Source organism: Micrococcus sp. EWR3.9.1 (genome assembly GCF_052615555.1).
Window position 1 is genome coordinate 50,627 of the sequence record NZ_JBQXFD010000009.1, and the last position, 19,312, is coordinate 69,938.

16 protein-coding genes are annotated in these 19,312 nt (G+C 70.0%); 8 read left to right on the forward strand and 8 right to left on the reverse strand.

Annotation, left to right across the window (positions count from 1 at the left end):
• Nucleotides 1-4: 4 nt before the first annotated feature.
• The 4 genes from ACUJ8O_RS07270 to ACUJ8O_RS07285 all read left to right on the forward strand — a co-directional run bounded on the left by ACUJ8O_RS07270 (nt 5) and on the right by ACUJ8O_RS07285 (nt 4,167).
• Complete coding sequence (locus ACUJ8O_RS07270) at nt 5-511, forward strand: TetR family transcriptional regulator (protein WP_115165839.1); 507 nt, start codon at nt 5-7, stop codon at nt 509-511.
• Between the two features lie 212 nt (nt 512-723).
• Nucleotides 724-2,079: an RNase H family protein gene (locus ACUJ8O_RS07275; protein WP_336633853.1), complete on the forward strand. Its 1,356-nt coding sequence runs from the start codon at nt 724-726 to the stop codon at nt 2,077-2,079.
• Between the two features lie 60 nt (nt 2,080-2,139).
• The gene (locus ACUJ8O_RS07280) at nt 2,140-3,582 is read left to right on the forward strand and encodes an alanine/glycine:cation symporter family protein (RefSeq protein WP_371469855.1); all 1,443 of its coding nucleotides are present in this window, start codon (nt 2,140-2,142) and stop codon (nt 3,580-3,582) included.
• Nucleotides 3,583-3,771: 189 nt separating this feature from the next.
• Complete coding sequence (locus ACUJ8O_RS07285; protein ID WP_445373271.1) at nt 3,772-4,167, forward strand: hypothetical protein; 396 nt, start codon at nt 3,772-3,774, stop codon at nt 4,165-4,167.
• 138 nt (nt 4,168-4,305) lie between these two features.
• Here the strand turns inward: ACUJ8O_RS07285 and ACUJ8O_RS07290 are convergent, their stop codons facing one another.
• Nucleotides 4,306-4,560 (reverse strand): DUF6480 family protein, encoded by a 255-nt coding sequence (locus ACUJ8O_RS07290; RefSeq protein ID WP_036317625.1) that lies wholly within the window; start codon nt 4,558-4,560, stop codon nt 4,306-4,308.
• A 266-nt stretch (nt 4,561-4,826) separates the two neighbouring features.
• On the opposite strand from ACUJ8O_RS07290, the gene ACUJ8O_RS07295 reads away from it, so the two are divergent.
• The 4 genes from ACUJ8O_RS07295 (at nt 4,827) to ACUJ8O_RS07310 (ending at nt 9,658) form a co-directional block, all read left to right on the forward strand.
• On the forward strand, nt 4,827-5,975 hold the full coding sequence (locus tag ACUJ8O_RS07295; RefSeq protein WP_095346985.1) for an acetyl-CoA C-acetyltransferase: 1,149 nt from the start codon (nt 4,827-4,829) through the stop codon (nt 5,973-5,975).
• 20 nt (nt 5,976-5,995) lie between these two features.
• Nucleotides 5,996-7,594, forward strand: a complete 1,599-nt coding sequence (locus ACUJ8O_RS07300; RefSeq protein ID WP_445373272.1) for a fatty acyl-CoA synthetase — start codon at nt 5,996-5,998, stop codon at nt 7,592-7,594.
• Nucleotides 7,591-8,793, forward strand: coding sequence for an acyl-CoA dehydrogenase family protein (locus tag ACUJ8O_RS07305; RefSeq protein WP_060974321.1), 1,203 nt, complete (start codon nt 7,591-7,593; stop codon nt 8,791-8,793). The genes ACUJ8O_RS07300 and ACUJ8O_RS07305 overlap by 4 nt, the downstream gene beginning before the upstream one ends.
• Before the next feature lie 64 nt (nt 8,794-8,857).
• Nucleotides 8,858-9,658 (forward strand): enoyl-CoA hydratase/isomerase family protein, encoded by an 801-nt coding sequence (locus ACUJ8O_RS07310; protein WP_230297340.1) that lies wholly within the window; start codon nt 8,858-8,860, stop codon nt 9,656-9,658.
• Nucleotides 9,659-9,748: 90 nt separating this feature from the next.
• Here ACUJ8O_RS07310 and ACUJ8O_RS07315 read toward each other — a convergent pair whose 3' ends face one another.
• From ACUJ8O_RS07315 to ACUJ8O_RS07345, 7 genes are all read right to left on the reverse strand, one after another.
• Nucleotides 9,749-9,958 (reverse strand): hypothetical protein, encoded by a 210-nt coding sequence (locus ACUJ8O_RS07315; protein WP_002857973.1) that lies wholly within the window; start codon nt 9,956-9,958, stop codon nt 9,749-9,751.
• A 46-nt stretch (nt 9,959-10,004) separates the two neighbouring features.
• Nucleotides 10,005-10,916: an Abi family protein gene (locus ACUJ8O_RS07320; RefSeq protein WP_049161111.1), complete on the reverse strand. Its 912-nt coding sequence runs from the start codon at nt 10,914-10,916 to the stop codon at nt 10,005-10,007.
• Between the two features lie 361 nt (nt 10,917-11,277).
• Entirely contained in the window at nt 11,278-11,868 is a 591-nt protein-coding gene (locus tag ACUJ8O_RS07325; RefSeq protein ID WP_036339603.1) for a hypothetical protein, read from the reverse strand.
• Nucleotides 11,865-12,833 carry a GIY-YIG nuclease family protein gene (locus ACUJ8O_RS07330; protein ID WP_049161110.1) on the reverse strand — a complete coding sequence of 323 codons (969 nt, stop codon included), beginning with the start codon at nt 12,831-12,833 and terminating at the stop codon, nt 11,865-11,867. The genes ACUJ8O_RS07325 and ACUJ8O_RS07330 overlap by 4 nt, the downstream gene beginning before the upstream one ends.
• A gap of 1 nt (nt 12,834) precedes the next feature.
• Nucleotides 12,835-16,101, reverse strand: coding sequence for a type I restriction endonuclease subunit R (locus tag ACUJ8O_RS07335; RefSeq protein ID WP_445373273.1), 3,267 nt, complete (start codon nt 16,099-16,101; stop codon nt 12,835-12,837).
• Between the two features lie 6 nt (nt 16,102-16,107).
• Entirely contained in the window at nt 16,108-17,322 is a 1,215-nt protein-coding gene (locus tag ACUJ8O_RS07340) for a restriction endonuclease subunit S (RefSeq protein ID WP_052001197.1), read from the reverse strand.
• Nucleotides 17,319-19,280, reverse strand: coding sequence for a type I restriction-modification system subunit M (locus ACUJ8O_RS07345; protein ID WP_036318116.1), 1,962 nt, complete (start codon nt 19,278-19,280; stop codon nt 17,319-17,321). Before ACUJ8O_RS07345 ends, ACUJ8O_RS07340 begins: the two co-directional genes overlap by 4 nt.
• Between the last annotated feature and the right edge of the window lie 32 nt (nt 19,281-19,312).

A 19,312-nucleotide genomic window follows, 5' to 3' on the forward strand; every position in this document is an offset into this window, starting at 1 on the left:
AGGCATGACCCCGCCCGCACCCCGCCCCCGGCTGACCGCCCAGGACGTGGTAGACGCCGCCGTCGGGATCCTGCAGGACTTCGGCATGGGCGACCTGTCCATGCGGCGCGTGGCCGGGGTGCTGGGCGTGCAGGCCTCCGCGCTGTACTGGCACGTGCCGGACAAGCAGTCGCTGCTGGCGCGGGTGGCGGACCGGATCGTCGCCGAGGCGGAGGAGACCGTGCGGGCTCGCCGCGTCACGGACCTGGCGGGCCGCGCCGAGGTCGCGGAGGCCGCCCTGCTGCGGCACCGGGACGGGGCGGACGTGGTGCTCTCCGCCCTCGCGCTCGGGCTGGGCGGCCTCGGCCTGCACCGTCTGCTCACCGAGGCGGCGGACACCCCGGAGGACGGGGAGCGGGCCCTGGCGCTGCTGCTGGGCACCGTGTCCCTGCGGCAGCAGCGCGCGCAGGCGCAGGCGCTCGGCGTGCCGACCGGCCCGGACGTGCAGCGGCACCGCACGGACCCGCTCTGACCCCTCGTCCGACGCCGCCGCGCGGGAGGCCGAGGAGAGGAGACCTGCCTCCTCACAGGTGCGCTCGGTAAGGTCGCCCAGAGCAGAACAGGTCGGGACGGGTCGTCCCCTTCGTCCACGGCGATCCCGCCCGACCGCCGCAGGACCAGCATGGCCCGCCGGACCCGGCTCACAGTTCCGGCGCGGTCCCCTTCGACACAGCCGGCGAAACCATGGGAGCACGGATCAACCACCCGCGGACGGTCGTGGACCGGACGCTGCATCACGACGTCGAGGCCGCACACCCCGCGGCGCTCGTCGACGTGGGCTGGGACTTCCGTGGCCCGGGCGCCAAGGCGGAGGAGCAGCACCGCCCGCTGCGCGTGGTCCGGGCCCGCCGGCCCCGGGGCACCCCGCGGGACCGGAACGGCGTCGACCTCACGCGCACCGGCCCCGTCGTCCCCCGCCCCTCCCCGCCGCGCACCCGGATCCGCCGGGACGGCGTCCGCGTGGTGGCCAGCCCGCTGGCCATGCTGCCCGGCGTGGACCACGGCCCCGCCCTCCGCCTGGACCTGCACCCGACGACGGGGGGCATCGTCTACGTGGCCCGCGAGCTCGAGCTGCGCGAGCTCGGCGACGACGTCCGCGGCCACGTCTACACCGGGATGGTCGGCACGGCGCATCTGAGCGCCTTCTGGTCCACCGTCACCGTCGACCTGCCGCCGGAGCGCCCGGTGATCGTGCGGCTGCGCTCGGACCGGGACGCCGAGCTGCTCTCCCTGCTCGAGGTCCTCGCCCCCGTGGACACGCGCGTGGTCTCCTACCGGCTCGACGAGTCCCCCGTGGGCACGCAGCGCTCCAGCTACCTGCTGCCGGACGTGGATCCGGAGACGGTCGCCCAGACGGGCGCGGCCCGGATCCCGCTCGAGGCCATCGAGGCCGCCCAGGAGGAGGAGGACGCGCTGCGCCGCTCCTCCGGCGTCTTCCTCTCCCGCCGCCGCGCGGACCGCTTCCTGCGCCGCAACCTGCCCGGGGTGACCCACAGCCTCACGTTCGCGGACGAGGCGGACGTGACGGACGTGTACGTGGACGGCTCCGTGCTGCGCGGCTCCCGCATCGGCGGGGCGGCCGCCGTCGCCGGGCCGAGCATGTGGGCCGTGCAGGCCGTGGCCGGGGCCACGATGCCGCTCGAGGTGGAACTCGAGGCGCTCGTGCTGGGGCACGTGATCTGCGCGTGGGCGGGCACCCCCGGCGGCCGGGTCACCATCCACTCGGACTCGCGCGCCGCGCTGGCCCTGCTCAACGCCGCCCGCCGCGAGCGGCTCACCCTCGGCGGCGCCCGGGGCGAGCGCATCCGCCGCACCCTGCGGCGCCTGCTGGCCGCCGTCGACCTGGCGCAGGCCGCGGACGTCCAGGTGGACACCACGTGGGTCAAGGGCCACGTGGGGGTGCACGGCAACGAACTGGCCGACGACCTCGCCCGGGCCGCCGCCCGCCACGCCAGCGTCGGCACCCCCGAGGGGGACCTGCCCGAGCGGATGGGGCAGCTGATCCGGCTCCGCGTCGGGGACGACGCCGCCGCCGGCTGACCCCGGCCCCGATTCCGCGTCCTCCGCCCCAGCCTCTAGGGTGGGGCTGTGGAAGCGACAGTGGAACAGATCACAGCGGCCATCACGGCCTTCAACGACAAGTACTGGTACGTCGTGATGGCGCTGCTCTTCGTGGCGGGGGTGTGGTTCACCATCCGGACCGTGGGCGTGCAGGTGCGCATGCTCCCGGAGATGCTGCGGTCGGTGACGGCCAAGTCCCAGACCGGATTCGAGAACGACGGCGTGAGCCCGTTCCGCGCCTTCACCATCTCGGCGGCCTCGCGCGTGGGCACCGGCAACGTGGCCGGCGTGGCGATCGCGATCGTGCTCGGCGGCCCGGGCGCCGTGTTCTGGATGTGGCTGCTGGCGATCATCGGCGGCGCCACCGCGTTCGTCGAGTCCACGCTGGCCCAGCTGTACAAGCAGAAGGGCGCGGACGGCTACTTCGGCGGGCCCGCGTACTACATCCGCGACGGTCTGGGCGCCAAGTGGCTGGCGGCCGTGTTCGCCGTCGCCATCACCGTGACCTACGGCTTCGTGTTCAACGCCGTGCAGTCCAACTCGATCTCCGAGTCCGTGCAGGCCAACTGGGGCGCGTCCTCCACCACCGCGTGGATCGTGGGCCTGGGCCTGGCCGTCCTCACCGGCCTCGTGATCTTCGGCGGCGTGCGCCGGCTCTCGGCCGTGACCAACGTGGTGGTCCCCGTGATGGCCACGTTCTACATCTTCCTGGCCCTGATCGTGATGGTCGTCAACATCACCGAGGTCCCGGGCATGATCGCGCTGATCGTGGGCCACGCCTTCGGCCTGCGCGAGGTCGCGGGCGCCGCCGTCGGCATGACGATGGTGATGCAGGGCGTGCGCCGCGGCATGTTCTCCAACGAGGCCGGCATGGGCTCCGCCCCGAACGCCGCCGCCACCGCGGCCGTCTCCCACCCGGCCAAGCAGGGCTTCGTGCAGTCCCTGGGCGTCTACTTCGACACCCTGATCGTGTGCTCGGCCACCGCGTTCATCATCCTGCTCTCCAACCCGGCCTACGGACGCGGGGAGGCGCTCGGCATGCAGGTGACCCAGGGTGCGCTCCAGCAGGCCGTGGGCGCGTGGGCGGGCCCGGCGCTGACCGTCATCATCTTCTTCCTGGCCTGGTCCTCCGTGCTGGGCAACACCTACTACGGCGAGGCCAACATCCGGTACCTGGCCGGCCGCCACGCGGGTCCGGCCATCACCGTGTTCCGCGTGCTCGTGCTGGTGTGCGTGGTCGGCGGCGCGCTGGGCTCCGTGGCGCTGGTGTGGAACCTCGCGGACACGTTCGCGGCCCTCATGGCGACCATCAACCTCGTGGCGATCATCCCGCTGGGCGGGCTGGCCGTGAAGCTGCTCCGGGACTACGAGCGCAAGCTCAAGGCGGGCATGGATCCGGGCTTCCACCTCTCCGACCTGCCCGAGGCGCGGAACGTGGCCCTCTGGCGGGACGAGCCGAAGACCTCCCCGCTCCAGGACTGACGCCCCCGCCCGCGCGTTTCGAGGCGGGATATCGACCCCATCCGGCTGCCGCGGGCGGCCGTGGGGTGGATATCCCGCCTCGATGCGTGAGGAGGCCCGGTCTGGACACCGCGCGGGGGTCGGCGCCTAGGTTGAGGCGCACCCGACCGGCCACGCCCGAGCGGCCGGCACGACGTCCGAGGAGGACACATGGGCATCCTCTCCAGCATCACCCGCACTCTCGGCGGCGGCGGCCGCCGCTCCAGCCGGCCCACCATCGGTGCGCACGTCGGCCGGTCCGCCGGCTTCGGCCGACAGGCCCGCGCTCAGGGACGGCGGTCCAGCGGCCTGGGCGGTGCCCTCCTGGGCACGCTCGGCGGTCTGGCGCTGCGTGAGCTCTCGCGCCGCGGCGCCGGAAGCACGACGCGCGGGCGCAGCTCCGGTGCGTACCGCGGCGGCTTCGGGCCCTCGGCCCGGTCCACGGGCGGCCTCGGCACCGGCCTGCTGGGCGGGCTGCTCGGCGGGGCCCTCGCCTCCCGCGGCCGGTCCGGTGCCGCCGGCCGACGCACGGCGGGTGGCCGCCGGACCATGGGCGGCGGCTTCTGACCGCTGCGACGGTGCGGAGTCGCCGCTGAACGGCATCACCGCGGAGCGGACACGACCACGGGGCGGGCACCGACGGATCGGTGCCCGCCCCGTGGTCGTGGTGTGCCGGTGGCGTGCCCGAGGGGTCTGCGCCGCGGCTCAGCCGAGGCCGGCGACGCGGCCCAGGATGAACAGCAGGACGCCGATGACCACGAGGGCGATGATCAGCCCGAGCACGATCTTGCCCGCCGAGCGCTCGCCGGTCTGCTCCACGTCCATGCCCGGGTTGCTCGGGCCGACGCCTGCGCCCTCGGCTGGGGGCGTGTCGCCGTCGAACGCGGCACCGGAGGTCTCGTCCGTCGCCTCGCGTGCGCGCCGGGCGTCCTGGGGGTCGGGGGTGTGCGGGGTGGCCATGGCCGGCTCCTCTCCTCTGGGCGGCACGGGTGCGTGCCGCTCGCCCTCACGCTAGGCCCGGGGCAGGGGGTCCTGACCAGGGCGAGGCGACGCCCGCCCCAGCGCTTTCGTGGCCGAAACGGCGCGCCCTGAGCCGCTTTCGTTGACGAAACGGCGCCCTCCGCCACGCCCACGCCGCCGCGACGGATCCCGTCACCCTCTTGATCGTTGGACATCCAAGCAATAGCGTGATCGGCGTCACGTCCCCGCCGTCCGGAGGAGCCCCCATGCCCGAGGCCTACATCATCGACGCCGTCCGCACCCCCGTGGGTCGCCGAGGGAAGGGGCTCGCCGGCGTGCATCCCCTCGATCTGGCGGCCGCGCCGCTGCGCGAGCTCGTCGCCCGCCAGGACATCGACTCGGCCGAGTACGACGAGGTCATCCTCGGCTGCATCGACCAGCTCGGCCCGCAGGCCATGGACGTGGCGCGCAACGCCTGGCTCGCGGCCGGGCTCTCCGAGGACGTCCCCGGCACCACGGTCGAACGCCAGTGCGGCTCCGGCCAGCAGGCGGTCCACTACGCCGCGCAGGCCGTCATGAGCGGGACGGCGGACCTCGTCGTCGCCGGTGGCGTGCAGTCCATGAGCGCCATCCCGCTCTCCCGGTCCAACAGCGCGGCCGCCGACTTCGGCTTCCCCGACCCGTTCACCGGCTCCGAGTCCTGGGCCGCCCGCTACGGGGACGAGGAGATCTCCCAGTTCCGCGGGGCCGAGATGATGGCCCGGCACTGGAACCTGGACCGCGACGCCCTGGAGGAGTTCGCGGTGCGCTCCCACGAACGCGCACTCGCCGCCCAGGCCGACGGTCGCTTCGACCGCGAGATCCTGCCCCTCGCCGGCCTCACCGCGGACGAGGGCCCCCGCACCCCGGACGCCGCGAAGATCGCCTCGCTCGACCCGATCGTCCCCGGCGGGCTGCACACCGCGGCCACCGCGTCACAGATGTCCGACGGCGCGGCCGCCCTCCTGCTCGCCTCCGAGGAGGCCGTGCGCCGCCACGGCCTCACCCCGCGAGCCCGCATCCACCACCTCTCCGCCCGCGGCGCCGACCCCGTGATGATGCTCTCCGCCCCGATCCCGGCGACGGCGTACGCGCTCGACCGCATGGGCCTGACCATCGACGACATGGACCTCGTGGAGATCAACGAGGCGTTCGCCGCCGTCGTGCTGGCCTGGCTGACCGAGACCGGCGCGGACCCGGCGAAGGTCAACGTCAACGGCGGGGCGATCGCCCTGGGCCACCCCATCGGCGCCACCGGCGCCCGCCTGATGACCTCCCTGCTGCACGAGCTCGAGCGCAGCGGCGGCCGCTACGGCCTGCAGACCATGTGCGAGGGCGGCGGCCAGGCCAACGTCACCGTGATCGAACGTCTCTGACCCATCCCCCGGAGGTTTCCATGCCCGACCAGATCACCCACCCCACCGACGCCGGCCACCTCTCCCCCGCCCCGGAGGACACGATCGGCCGCGTGTTCGCACGCGCGGTCGCCCGTTCCCCGCAGGCCGTCGCCCTGCGCTTCGAGGACCGCGACTGGACCTACGCCCAGCTCCGGGACGGAGCGCACCGCGTGGCCCGCCGCCTCCAGGGCACCGGCCTGCCGGCCGGCACCCGGGTGGCCGCCTACGCCACCAACTCGGACGCCTATGCGCTGCTCTTCCTGGCCTGCGTCACGGCCGGCTACGTGCACGTGCCCGTGAACTTCGCGCTCAAGGGCGGCGAGCTCGCGCACGCCCTCGAGGACTCGGGTGCGGAGCTGCTCGTGGCCGACGCCGGCATGCTCGAGCGCGTCGACCAGGTCCAGGCCGAGGGCCGCGCGTCGGCTCTGCGGCACGTGTGGACCATGCTCCCCGCGGGCCACGCCGAGCCCTCCGTGCTTCAGACCGCCCAGGACGAGACGATGGACGCCGCCGCCCCGGAGGCGGAGGTGTCGGCCACCGACCTGGCCCAGCTGCTCTACACCTCCGGCACCACCTCCACCCCCAAGGGCGCCATGATGTCCCACCGGGCGCTCGTGGCGGAGTACCTCTCCTCGATCATCGCGCTGGACTTCACGGCCGAGGACCGCCCCCTCGTGGCCATGCCGCTGTACCACTCGGCCGCGATGCACGTGTTCCTGCTCCCCTACCTGAGCCTCGGCGCCACGGTGCGACTGCTGGCCGCCCCGGACATCCCCCGGATGCTCGAGCTCGTGGAGACCGAGCACATCGGCTCCCTGTTCCTGGCGCCCACCGTCTGGGTGCCGCTGGCGAACCATCCGGACCTGGCCACGCGTGACCTCTCCTCGCTGCACAAGGCCCAGTACGGGGCCTCGATCATGCCGGTGACCGTGCTGCAGCGCCTCCGTCAGAGTCAGCCGGGCATCGGCTTCTACAACTGCTTCGGCCAGTCCGAGCTGGGCCCGCTGTGCACCGTGCTGCGCCCCGAGGAGCACGACGCGCGGCCGGCCTCGTGCGGCCGCCCCGTGTTCCACGTGGAGGCGCGGGTGATGACGGCCGACGGCGCCCCCGCCGCGCCCGGCGAGCCCGGCGAGATCCAGTACCGCTCGCCGCAGCTGCTCTCCGGCTACTGGAACCGCCCGGACGCCACCGCGGACGCCTTCACCGACGACGGCTGGTTCCGCTCCGGCGACCAGGTCACCCAGGACGCGGCCGGCTACATCCAGGTGGTGGACCGCATCAAGGACGTCATCAACACGGGCGGCGTGCTGGTCGCCCCGCGGGAGGTCGAGGACGCGATCTACGAGCTCGACGAGGTGGCCGAGGTCGCCGTCATCGGCCTGCCGGACGAGCGCTGGATCGAGGCGGTGACCGCCGTCGTCGTGCTCAAGGAGGGCGCCGAGCTGACCGCGGAGACCGTGCGCACCCACGTGAAGGAGCGCCTGGCAGGCTTCAAGGTGCCCAAGCGCGTGGACTTCGTGGCGGAGCTGCCGCGGAACCAGTCGGGCAAGCTGCTCAAGCGCGCGCTGCGCGCCGAGCGGACGCAGGAGGCCCGGTGACGCGCAGGCAGAAGCCGACCTACGACGTCGTCACGCCCCTGGACGTCGACTACCTGGACGCGTTCGGGGAGGCGACGGAGGAGGACCGCGCGCACTGGGACCGCGCCCGTGCCTACGGCCGGGAGGTGCTCGAGCGGATCGACGGGCACTGGGACCGGGCGGAGTACCCGTTGGACCTGGTGGCGCGGGCGGGCGAGCTCGACCTGCTCACCGACGGGCTGGAGGTGCCGGGGCACGCGGTGATGTCGCCGTTGGCCGCGGGCCTGGTGGCGATGGAGATCTCCCGCGCGGACGGGTCGATGGCGGCCGCGGCGGCGGTGCAGGGCGGGCTCGTGCTGCGCGCCCTGGTGCACTGCGCGAGCCCGGAGCAGAAGGAGCGGTACCTCGAGCCGGTGGCGCGCGGCACGCTGCCGGGCGGGTTCGCGCTCACGGAGCCGCTGCACGGTTCGGACTCGGTGTCCCTCGAGACGTCCGCGCGGCCCGACGGCGCCGGCGGCTGGGTGCTGAACGGCGCCAAGAAGTGGATCGGCAACGGGGCCGCCGGGGGCATCACGATCGTGTGGGCGCGCGACACCGAGGACGGCCAGGTCAAGGGGTTCGTGGTGGAGCAGTCCACGCCCGGCTACGAGGCCGAGGTGATCACGGGCAAGGGCGCGCTGCGGGCCATCCACCAGGCGGAGATCACGCTGACCGACGTGCGGGTCGGCGACGACGCCCGGCTGCCGGACGTGGCGACGTTCAAGGACGCCGCGCGCGTGCTGGTGGCCACCCGCGTGAACGTGGGCTGGTCCGCGCTGGGCCACGCCACGGCGATGTTCGAGGCCGCGCTCGCCTACGCCCGGCAGCGCGAGCAGTTCGGCAAGCCGCTGGGAGCGCACCAGATGGTGCAGGAACGGCTCGCGCAGATGCTGGACGAGGTGACCGCCATGCAGACCCGCTGCGTGGCCGTGGCCCGCCTGCAGGCGGCGGGGCGGCTGCGTGACGAGCAGGCCTCCCTGCTGAAGTACGCCTGCACCCGGGGTGCGCGGCGGGTGGCGCAGATCGCCCGGGACATGCTCGGCGGCAACGGCATCCTCCTGGAACACCGGGTGATGCGGCACTTCGCCGACGTCGAGGCGCTGCACACCTACGAGGGCACCGAGTCCGTGCAGGCGTTGATCCTCGGCCGGGACCTGACCGGGATGAGCGCGTTCGCGTGAGCCCCGGCCGGCCGTTCCCGTGGCCGACACCCGCACACCCCACCTTCCGACCCCAGGAGCTGACATGACCACCGCACCCACCCCTTCCCCCCACGACGACGCCCCCGCCGTCCTCGTCGAGACGCGGCCCGGCGTCGTGCGGCTGACGCTGAACCGGCCCGCGAAGGGCAACGCGCTCGGGCTGACGATGGCGCGCGAGGTGCTCGCGGCGATCGCCGCGGCCGAGGCGGACGAGTCCGTGCACGTGCTCACGCTGACCGGTGCGGGGCGGATCTTCTGCGGCGGCGGGGACGTCCAGGCCATGGCGGCCTCCCCCGCCGGGCCGGAGCGGCGCGCGATGATCCAGGAGCTCGGCGAGGCGGCGGGCGAGGTCGCGGTGGCGCTGACGGGCTCTCGCCTGCTGGTGCTGGCCGGCGTCAACGGGACGGCCGCCGGGGCGGGGCTCGGGCTCATGCTGGGCGGCGACGTCGTGCTGGTGCGCGAGGACGCGCAGCTGGTGACGGCGTTCTCGGCGCTCGGGATGACGCCGGACACGGGCGTGTCCTACTGGCTGCCGCGGGTGCTCGGGCCGGTGCGCGCGACGCAGCTGCTGCTCGGCGGGCGGCGCCTGAACGGGACCGAGGCCGTCGCGTGGGGCCTGGCGACCGAGGCGGTGGCCGGCGACGCGTTCGCGGCGCGCCTGACGGAGCTCGAGGACGAGCTGGTGGCCGGTCCGGCGCACACCTATGGGCCGACCAAGGCGCTGGCGCGCGGGGCCGACGTCGAGGCGCTGCGCGCGCATGTGCGGCAGGAGGCGGCGTCGATCGCGGCGGCGTCCGAGCACCCGGAGGCCGTGCGGCGGGTGGAGGCGTTCGCGGGCCGGTGAGAGGTGGGCGGCGGCGCGGGCCGTGAGTGGCCAGGCCGGCGGCGCGTGTTCAGCGGGCCGACCCCGGCCGGGTCCGCGAGGGCGTGGAGGTCACTTGAACATCTTCAGGACGTCACCCAGGCCGACCGTGGTGCGCCGGTAGACGGCGTTGTAGGCGGCGCGCTTCGGATCGCGCAGCCAGCCCATCCCCTTGCGGCCGTAGCCGGGGATGACCTTGCGCTTGATCGCGCGCTTGGCGCGGCCCGTGGTGCGGGCCTTGATGGACTTCTTCAGGCTGGGCTTGCGGAGACCGATCTTCATGGGGCGAGCGTACTGGGTGGGGTGGACGGGGTAGCCCGTGACTCCCTTAGCGGTCGGCAGAAACGTATGGGCGAGGAACGCGCAGGCCTTCGGCGAAGTGGCCACCCGTTGCGAGTAGCTCCTGGACGTTTTCCTGGAACCAGGTGCTGCCGGACACGGCCTCAGAGTAGGTGGCGAGGCCAGCCAGGAGAGGGACCATGCTCTGGCTCTCGTACTGACCCCATTGCCGCTTGATCTTCCTCGCCTTCACGCCGAGGTCGGGAAGATTCGGCGGGACCGTGTTCCACAGCCGCGAATGGTGCGCGCAGGCATTCCGCAGTACTGCGAGGCTCCGGACTGTGGAGGAGAATCCCATCTGCCGGAGCCCCCAGGTGTCGGCGACGCCGCGCCGAACGTCCTCATCTCGGACGAAGTCGATCGCCTTGGAGAGGGTGCCGAAGGACAGGACGTCGACGGCGGCCCACACCGGCAGGTCGCGATAGGCATCGGCTCGATGACGGACCACGAAAGCCTGTCGAGCACGATCCAGGTCATCCCGAATCGCTTGGTCCACGGGCACCTGGCGTGCCGGAGGCTGGGTGTAGGAATCAGCCTTCAGGAAGACGCCGTACGGCCCATGCCGTTCTGCGATCACGTGGGCGAACGACGTGCGGAGAGCCACCTCCACCTCTGCGACCGCCATGCCGCACTGCTCACGAAGCTGTTCGTCCGAGCGGTACAGCGAGGCGATCTCCGAGAATCGCGTGCCGTCTCGGAAACGGTTGTCTCCGAACGCAGGGTCGTGCTGGAAGAAGCGCCAGTACCCGGAGAGCCGGTAGTAGCCGACTCTTCGGAGCTCTTCATGGGCTGCGCCGACGTCGTCGATCTCCATCCCCCGGGAGCGCAGCAGGTCGACCTGCTGCGCGTAGGAGATCCAGGGTTTGCGGCTATCTTTCACGTGCTCCTCCGAGACGAACACGGCCCCCGCGCATTTGAGCTGCGTCGCTGGAACGGGGCCTGCAACGGGAAGCTTGGCGGGGGCTCTGTTGCAACCAGTCTATCCCACAAGCAGCCCCTGTGGGGCACGGGTGTGGACAGGTTCACTCCTCCGCCGACGGCCTTTCAGTGCCCACGGGAGATGCATCGTGTCTCCTGGCTGCTGGCCACCGTACCGCCCGGCGTCGCCACGCTCGGCTGCGTGGAGGTGGCCCCGGGATGTTTTTCGCGGCGGAGCGAGCCAGTGGTCAACAGGAGACGTCCCGACCGTGATAGGTGAGGCCACGGAAGGCGCCACTCTTGCGACGGGGACAGGGGCCGCAAGCCCTTCCCGGCCTGCGAGATTACTTCCGCAGCGTCTTGACGAGCGCCTTCTCCATCGATTGCAGCGCCTTCTCTAGGCGGTACATACTGCCTCGGGCCTGCACAGACGTCTCACGCCAGTCATTGAGATCGATTCGGTAACTCAGGGCCTCCACTGGCCCGTACGGTCCGTCGGCCTCAATGGTGACCGTGATCCGTCGATCCACCTCTGGATCGTTCAGGATTTCCACAGCGGTCCCGAGTCCCCAGGAGTGGCTGCGCCCTGGAGGCAGCGATGCGTGACCGGAATTGAAACGGTCAAGTGCCCGCTGGAGGTGCTCCCGATGCCGAGGAGCGTGTGGGACATCCTCATCCACCCAAATCCGCACGTTGGTCGCCACGGTAGGTCCTGAATTACCCACCACCAATACGAGCAGCTGGCCGTCCTCATCCCTAGGGCGGATGTCCACCCACACGTAAGGCTGCATGGAGGCTTCGAACTGCGCCTGCTGGTTCGTGACCTGCTGTCCGGCCAGACGCGCAGACCGGCCCGCCGCGTACGCTGCTGCCGCGGCTGCGGCCGCCGAAACGATCGACGGGATCTGGGGGATGACGTCGTTGACCCAGCTCATGAGCCCCAGTCTGCATATGACCCCTCCGAGGGGGCGTCCACCACAGCGCCAGCGTCTGCCTGCAGGCCTCGCTCGAGAGCGGAAGTTCTTGCCTCATGCTCGCCCAGACTCCTGCCATCCGAGCCCTTCCATGAGGCAGGACCGCTCATGCTTCCTCCGGCGATGAAGCTAGCCGCTGCGGATGAGCTGCTGAACAGGGCATCTGAGGTCAGAACTCCGTCCGGGGTCAGCACTTCCCGGTGCTTCTCACGGTTGGCACGCACCCCGACAGGGGCGCTGTCCCTCAGGCCCTTGGCCACGCGGCTCCCGGCGAAGACCACGAAACCCTCAGATGTCGGACGTCCCGTGGCATTACCGTCGTTGATCGACATCGAGTAGACAGTGTCGTCCAACCGCTGCCCGGGCTGGGGTGCTGAGGATGGGTCTAGCTGTTCATCGACTTCTTCGAAGACGCGGTGCCCGAGCGCACTGATGACCAGTTGGCCCTTTTCTGCGTACTCATTCAGTTCGGCGCGTTTTTCTTCAGTCACATTGCCGCCCGAGGGCGTGTTCGCGTTGTCCACGCGATAGCGGCCGATTGTCTTCGCCAGCTCGAAGAAGTGGTTCTCCAGAAAGGTCACTTCGGTGGGGCCAAAAGAATTACCCAGGGTGGTGAGAAGGATGGCACGGTTCCAGAAGTCATGCCGGCCGTTGGCAACGTGTTCCTGGATGCGGCCCACCAACCCGTTGCCGTTGGCACGGCCCACGGCCTGACCCACGTAGACCGCGTCGTCGCCGGAGTCTGCGTCCTGGCCCAGCAGGAGGTACACACCCGTCGAGTCGAACGCTTCAGGCCGCGGCCGCACATTGAGATTGGTCCGAGGCACTACATAGACGAGGCCCGTCCAGTTGTCGAGGGTGCACTTCAGCCGACCGGTGGGTGCACCGTCCATCAGGAAGACCTGCAGTGTCTTGGGATGTGCCATCTCAGTTCCCCTTCCGGACGCGCGACGGCGTCGCACTCGCCCTTTCATCGACGGAAGTCCCCTGCGAAGGGGCCGTTTCGTCAATGAAAACGGCGGACCGTCCATGGGCAACGTCCACCGGCCCAGCCCCCTCGCTCCGCACCTTCCAGTACAGGTACTCCCCGATCGCGGCAACGATCATCTTGGACGGGTCCCCGCCCCTGCCCACGATGTCCGTCATCTTCGCGAAGGCGTCCTCATTCGCGTACACGGCGCCCATCGCTGACCGTTCCAGGTTCGGGCTCGCCAGGAACTGCTCCAGCGAGTTCGCTCCGGCCTGCCCCAGCAGCTTCTCGTCCTCCATGAGCGGCGCCACGAGGGCACTGACCCACGCCTCCTGCTGGGACGGGGAGGCATCCACGCCTTCGCCGGCGAAGATCTCGTTGATCTTCTCGATCACTTCCTCCAACGGCCCGCGCTGCTTCTCACGCACCTGCCCGCCTCCCACAGCGGTGGTCCCCTTCAGCGCGGCCCCGCCGGTCAGCCCGATGTCCCCCGAGGACGTCTTCTTCTGCCGGATGCTCACCAGCTGCACATCACTCAGGTCGATCAGCTCCTCACCGCCGGGCTGATCGCCCACGAGCTGCACCAGGTGCCGCAGGAACAGCGCCCGCTTGTAGTGCTCGGTGTCCCCGAACTCGTAGATCTGGGAGAGGAAGTCGTAGAGGCTGACAAAGGACCGCATGTCCTTGCGCACCAGAACGAGCTCGTTCACGCGCGTCTCGTCCTGGTTCATCCGCGCATGCGCCAGCTCCTTGCGGAACCGGTATGCCACGGGCTCCAGCGCGGCCTGCAGGCCCTCCTGCCCGCTCCCCGGCTTCCACGCCACCCACACGTCGGCGAACGCGTCGACCTCGTCCCAGTCGTACACGCCCGCGGCGTCGAGCTTCGTCCCCAGGTCATGGATCAGGTTCGGGTCCGTCACCGTCTCCAGCTTCGCGCCCGCGTAGTACGGCTCGAAGGCGGCCTGGATGTCATCTTCGGAGTTCACGAAGTCCAACACGTAGGTGGTGTCCTTGCCGGGTGCCGCACGGTTCAGGCGCGACAGCGTCTGCACGGCCAGCACGCCGGAGAGCTTCTTGTCCACGTACAGGGCGCAGAGCTTCGGCTGGTCGAAGCCGGTCTGGTACTTGTTGGCCACGATCATCACCTGGTAGCTGTCCCCGTCGAACGCCTTGGCCAGGTCGTCGGTCACGGACGGGTTCATGGACCGCTCGGTGACCTTCTCGAGCCCGAAGTCGTCGTCGGTGATCTCGCCGGAGAAGGCCACCAGGGTGCCCACGTCCGTGTACCCCATGTCCTGGATGTACTGGTCCATCTGACGCTTGTACCGGACGGCGGCGGCGCGGGAGTCGGTGACCACCATGGCCTTGGCCTGCCCATCGAGCAGTCCGGCCACGTTGGCGCGGAAGTGCTCCACGATGATCTTGACCTTCTGCGCGATGTTCGTCGGGTGCAGCTTGACCCACCGCATGAGCTTCTTGCTCGCCTCGGTCTGGTCCACTTCGGTGGTCTGCTTCCCGACGGCGGCCCGGTCGCCTTCGGGACGGAACTCGCCCTTCTGTCCGGCCAGGGCCAGCTTGAAGGCGGTGTCGTAGTTGGTGAAGTTCTTCAGCACGTCGAGGATGAACTCCTCCTCGATGGCCTGCTGCATGGTGTACCGGTGGAAGGAGGCCGGGATCTCCTGGCCCTTCTCGTCGTACTCGCCGGAGGGCCGGCCGAACATCTGCAGGGTCTTGTCCTTCGGGGTGGCGGTGAAGGCGAAGAAGCTGATGTTCTCCGGGCGTCCGGTGGCGGCGACCTCGGCGGCGAGGATGGACTCGGTGTCCGCCTCTCCCCCGTCTTCGAGGTCGGCCTGCTCGTCCGGGGTGAGCACGCGCTTGAGCTTGGCTGCGGCGGAGCCGGTCTGGGAGGAGTGCGCCTCGTCCGCGATCACCGCGTAGGTGCGGCCGGCGAGCGTCGAGTCACCTTTGAGGAGTTCGAGCACGGCGGGGAAGGTCTGCAGCGTCACCACGATGATCCGGTTGCCCTGCAACAGCGTCTGCTTCACCAGGGCGGACTTGCTGGTGGCCTCTCCCCCGAGGTTCTTGCGGTCCACGGCCACCACGGTGCCGGAGGTCCGCTCGATCTGCCAGACGGCCTCCTGGAGCTGGTCGTCCAGCACGGTGCGGTCGGTGACCACGATGACCGAGTCGAACACCCGCTGCTCGTCCGCCCCGTAGGTGGAGAGCAGCCGGTGGGCGGTCCAGGCGATGGTGTTGGTCTTGCCGGAGCCCGCGGAGTGCTCGATCAGGTAGGACTTGCCGGCGCCCTCATCGCGGACGGCGGCGAGCATCGAGGTGACGGCCTCCCACTGGTGGAAGCGCGGGAAGATCAGCGTGGACTTCCGGCGCGAGCGGCCGTGCTCGTCCTCCACGGTCTCCTTCTTGAGGAAGACGAACTTCTGGAGGATCTCGAGCCAGGTGTCCCGCTGGAGAATCCGTTCCCACAGGTAGGCCGTGGAGGAACCGCCGTTCGGATTGAGCGGGTTGCCGGCGTGGCCGTCGTCGCCTTGGTTGAACGGCAGGAAGAAGGTGTCCTTCCCGGCCAGCTTGGTGGTCATCCAGACCTCGCGGTTGGAGACGGCGAAATGGACCACGGCGCGGGTGCCGAACCCGAACAGCGGCGTGGCCTTGGGGTTGCGCTCGCGGTACTGCTTCTTCGCGTGGCCGATGGACTGGGTGGAGTCGGTCTTCAGCTCGATCGTCGCCACGGGCAGGCCGTTGACGAAGAGCACCAGGTCCACGGACTGGTTGGTGGCCGGGTTGAAGTGCACCTGACGCATCACACGCAGCCGCATGCGCTCGTAGGAGGCGACGGCGGCCGGGTTCAGGTTCGTGGCCGGCCGCGGCTCGGCCATGCGCAGGGTGGCGGAGGTGCCGACCTTGAAGCCCTTGCGAAGCACGTTGAGCGTGCCGCCGACGCCGGTGTCCTGCGGCTTGTTCAGCACGTCGATCAGGCGGGTGGTGATCTGGTCCCGCTGCGCCTGCTGGGCGGAGGCCGGGGCATCGGCCTTCACGAGGCGCCCGTAGTCCTCCGGCTGGTTCTCGGCCAGCCAGGCGTGGACGTCCTCGGGGAAGATCGCGTTCTTGCGGTCGTAGCCGGCATCGTTGGGCGAGTAGAGCCAGTCGTGCTGCTCCAGGTACTCGCAGATGTAGGTCTCGAGCTCGCTCTCGTTGTGGATGGCCATGTGCGGTCAGTCCTCCGTGGGGATCTCGATCTGGCCGGTGACGGCGGCAGTGATCAGCGCCGCGCGGCGCTCCTGGGCGAGCTCGATGAACCGCTCCGCTTTGGAGATGAGGGCATCGATCTTGGCGGTTTCGCGGTCGAGGTGGTCGGCGATCTCGCGCTGCTCGTCTAGAGGCGGAACGGGGAAAACGGTGCGTCGGAACTCCCTCTCGTTCAGGGACGGCACAGCTCCAGGTTGAACGAGACGGTCCAGAAGAAGTCCTTCCAACATGTACGTCGCGTAGCGGGGATAGAGAAGTGACTTCGGGCTCAGTGCGAGCATGTTGTTGTCGATACAGCTTGGTCGTGTAGCCATGCGAATCCGCCCTAGAAGAAGGGCAGCACCGATCTTTGCCATGACGAGAGTCCCCGATGGGAGGACTTTCGCCCTCAGTTTGTCTGCCGTCTCGCGACTGATCGTGTCTTCAGGCTCTCCTAGCCGCCCGTAGGAGTCCGTCCTACCGAGGTCACGGACTTTATAGAACGCGAGTTCCTCGTCGGTCACCCCCTGAAGCTCGGGCGGGAAACCGGCGCCAGAAGTCAGGTCGAACAGACGCCTCACGTGCATCCGCGACCAATGGCTCGGGGCAGATTCGAGCCACGGCTCACTGCTGGCAGCCGAAGTAGGCTTCACGCCCAAGAAACCTGTTCTCGCCAGAACTGCTGCTCTCCTTCGAGTACGAAGCGCATCGGACAACTGACGCTGTTTCTCGATCAGGGCGTCGATCGTGGCGGTCTCACGGTCGAGGTAGTCCGCGATGGCACGTTGGTCCGCAACGTCCGTAATCGGCACTTCAAGGTCACCCAGGTCTGCCGCAGTGATGGCTGCGAAAGTCGACCCCGTCGCCTCCGCATTCAATAGGTCTGAGCTCGAGGTCAGAAACCAGTAGAGGTACGCCGGGTTCATGTCAGTCGCGCGGACTGCAGCGACGCCACGGCCGATCCCTAGTGGCCCCTCCGCGATGTTGGTTGCACCAACGGGGGCCCGCACGGAGATAAGAACATCGTCCGTACACGCAACCTTCGGAGCAGTCGCGCATTGCCACTTCGGCGACGGGTGGCGAAGCCCGAACTCGGCATTCCCCTGGATAAACGGGAGCGCGTCGGTGAGATCTTCTACCTCGTCAGACACCGGCGATTGTCCGGCAATCACAGTGGCGAGGCGTTTGAGGGGTAGGCTCACCGCTCGACCTCCTGCAACAGCTCGATGATCTCGGCTGTGAGCTGCTTGAGCTCGGCGTCGATCTCCTCGAGCGGGCGCGGCGGCACGTACTTATGGAACAGTCGGGTGAAGGGGATCTCGTAGCCGATCTTCGTCTTGGACTCGTCGATCCAGGCGCCGGGCACGTGCGGGGCCACCTCGGCTTCGAAGTACTCGTGGATGTCCCGGCCGAAGGGCACCAGTTCGGTGTCCCGCAGGGAGGTGTCCGGCTCCGGCTCACCCTTCTTGTTCGTCACCACCTCCGCCTTGGGGTCGTGCACGCCGATGGCCCCGGTCAGGGCCTTCACCAGCGGGGCGCCGGCGGTCACGCCGTGCTCCTTCAACGCCTTCTTCAGGTCCAGCACGAAAGTGGGCTGGTGATCCCACACCCGGCCACGCAGGGAGGCGAGGGCCGCCTCGAGAGCCGAGCGGCCGTCGTCGGGAAGCTTGTCCGCCGGCTTGGTGGCGAGCGCCGCCGCGATGGTGGCGTCCTCCACCTCGAAGCGCAGCTGCAGCGGGCGCTCCACGGAGATCTCCCGGTAGCCGAAGTCCTGCGCGGTGAGGACCTTGGAGAACTCGGCGTTGGCCTCGGACTGGGCGTCGAAGTCCCGGTAGATGTCCAGCACGCGCTGGCGGTCCGCCTTGGACAGCTCCTTGTTCTTCGAGCCCACGTTGCGGCGCAGCTTGGTGAAGAACGTGCGGGCGTCGATCAGCTGCACCCTGCCGCGGCGCTCTGCCGACTTGTTGTTGTCCAGCACCCACACGTAGGTGGCGATACCGGTGTTGTAGAACATGTCCGTGGGCAGCGCGACGATCGCATCCACCAGGTCCGATTCCAGCAGCCAGCGGCGGATCTCGGACGGGCCCGAGCCGGCCCCGCCCGTGAACAGCGGGGAGCCGTTGAGAACGATGCCGGCCCGGCCGCCACCCTCCGAGACCGGGCGGAGCTTCGAGGCCACGAGCTGGAGGAACAGCATCTGGCCATCGCTGATGGCGGGGGTGCCGCCGGGGAAGCGGTTCGTGGCGCCGCCAGCGGCGATCTCCTTCTCCACCGCGGTGCGGGAGGCCTTCCAGTCGCCGCCGTAGGGCGGGTTGGAGAGGACGTAGTCGAAGCGCTCGGTCAGGTGGGCGTCGTTCTTGAGGGTGTCCCCGCGGGCGATGCCGTCCGCGTCCTGGCCCTTGCCGAGCAGCTCGGACTTGCAGATCGCATAGGACTGGTCGTTGAGCTCCTGCCCGAAGAGGCGGACCTCCGCGTTCGGGTTCATGCGGCGCAGGCGCTCGTCCAGCAGGGACAGCATGCCGCCGGTGCCGGCCGTGGGGTCATAGACGGTGCGGACCGGGTAGCCGGTGAGGACGTCGTCGTCGTTGGCGGTGAGCAGGTCCACGAGGAGCTTCACCGCGTCGCGCGGGGTGAAGTGCTCACCGGCGGTCTCGTTGGAGGCGGCGGCGAAGCGGCGGATCAGGTCCTCGAAGAGGGTGCCCATCTCCGCGTTGGAGACGGTGTCCGGGGAGAGGTCGATAGAGGCGAACTGCTGCAGGACCAGGAAGAGGCGGTCATGCTCGTCCAGCTTGGCGACCGTCTTGTCGAACTCGTAATAGGTGAACAGGTCCGCCACGTTCTGGGAGAACCCGTCCACGTAGGCCAGCAGGTTCGTGCGGAGCAGGTCTGGCTCCTGCAGGATGCGGTCCAGGGTGAAGGGGCTGATGTTGTAGAACGTCAGGCCCGTGCGGGACTCCACCAGGTTGTTCAGGACGAAGTCCGGATGCCCCTTGGTCGCCAGCTCCGCGAAGAACTCCCGGTGCGGGGCCATGACCGCCTCCATGCGGCGCAGGATCGTCATGGGCAGGACGAGGGTGCCGTACTGGTTCGGCCTGAACACGCCCCGCAGCTGATCCGCGATCCCCCACACGAAGTTCGAGAGGTTCTGGGGAGAGGGCATGGTGGCAGAGCCTTTCGGAGCACGGCGGTGTG

What these genes read in the sequence shown, in the direction of transcription:
- ACUJ8O_RS07270 (WP_115165839.1), top strand. Translation starts at nt 5, where the DNA reads ATGACCCCGCCCGCACCCCGCCCCCGGCTGACCGCCCAGGACGTGGTA.
- ACUJ8O_RS07275 (WP_336633853.1), top strand. Translation starts at nt 724, where the DNA reads ATGGGAGCACGGATCAACCACCCGCGGACGGTCGTGGACCGGACGCTG.
- ACUJ8O_RS07285 (WP_445373271.1), top strand. Translation starts at nt 3,772, where the DNA reads ATGGGCATCCTCTCCAGCATCACCCGCACTCTCGGCGGCGGCGGCCGC.
- ACUJ8O_RS07290 (WP_036317625.1), bottom strand. Translation starts at nt 4,560, where the DNA reads ATGGCCACCCCGCACACCCCCGACCCCCAGGACGCCCGGCGCGCACGC.
- ACUJ8O_RS07295 (WP_095346985.1), top strand. Translation starts at nt 4,827, where the DNA reads ATGCCCGAGGCCTACATCATCGACGCCGTCCGCACCCCCGTGGGTCGC.
- ACUJ8O_RS07300 (WP_445373272.1), top strand. Translation starts at nt 5,996, where the DNA reads ATGCCCGACCAGATCACCCACCCCACCGACGCCGGCCACCTCTCCCCC.
- ACUJ8O_RS07310 (WP_230297340.1), top strand. Translation starts at nt 8,858, where the DNA reads ATGACCACCGCACCCACCCCTTCCCCCCACGACGACGCCCCCGCCGTC.
- ACUJ8O_RS07315 (WP_002857973.1), bottom strand. Translation starts at nt 9,958, where the DNA reads ATGAAGATCGGTCTCCGCAAGCCCAGCCTGAAGAAGTCCATCAAGGCC.
- ACUJ8O_RS07325 (WP_036339603.1), bottom strand. Translation starts at nt 11,868, where the DNA reads ATGAGCTGGGTCAACGACGTCATCCCCCAGATCCCGTCGATCGTTTCG.
- ACUJ8O_RS07330 (WP_049161110.1), bottom strand. Translation starts at nt 12,833, where the DNA reads ATGGCACATCCCAAGACACTGCAGGTCTTCCTGATGGACGGTGCACCC.
- ACUJ8O_RS07335 (WP_445373273.1), bottom strand. Translation starts at nt 16,101, where the DNA reads ATGGCCATCCACAACGAGAGCGAGCTCGAGACCTACATCTGCGAGTAC.
- ACUJ8O_RS07345 (WP_036318116.1), bottom strand. Translation starts at nt 19,280, where the DNA reads ATGCCCTCTCCCCAGAACCTCTCGAACTTCGTGTGGGGGATCGCGGAT.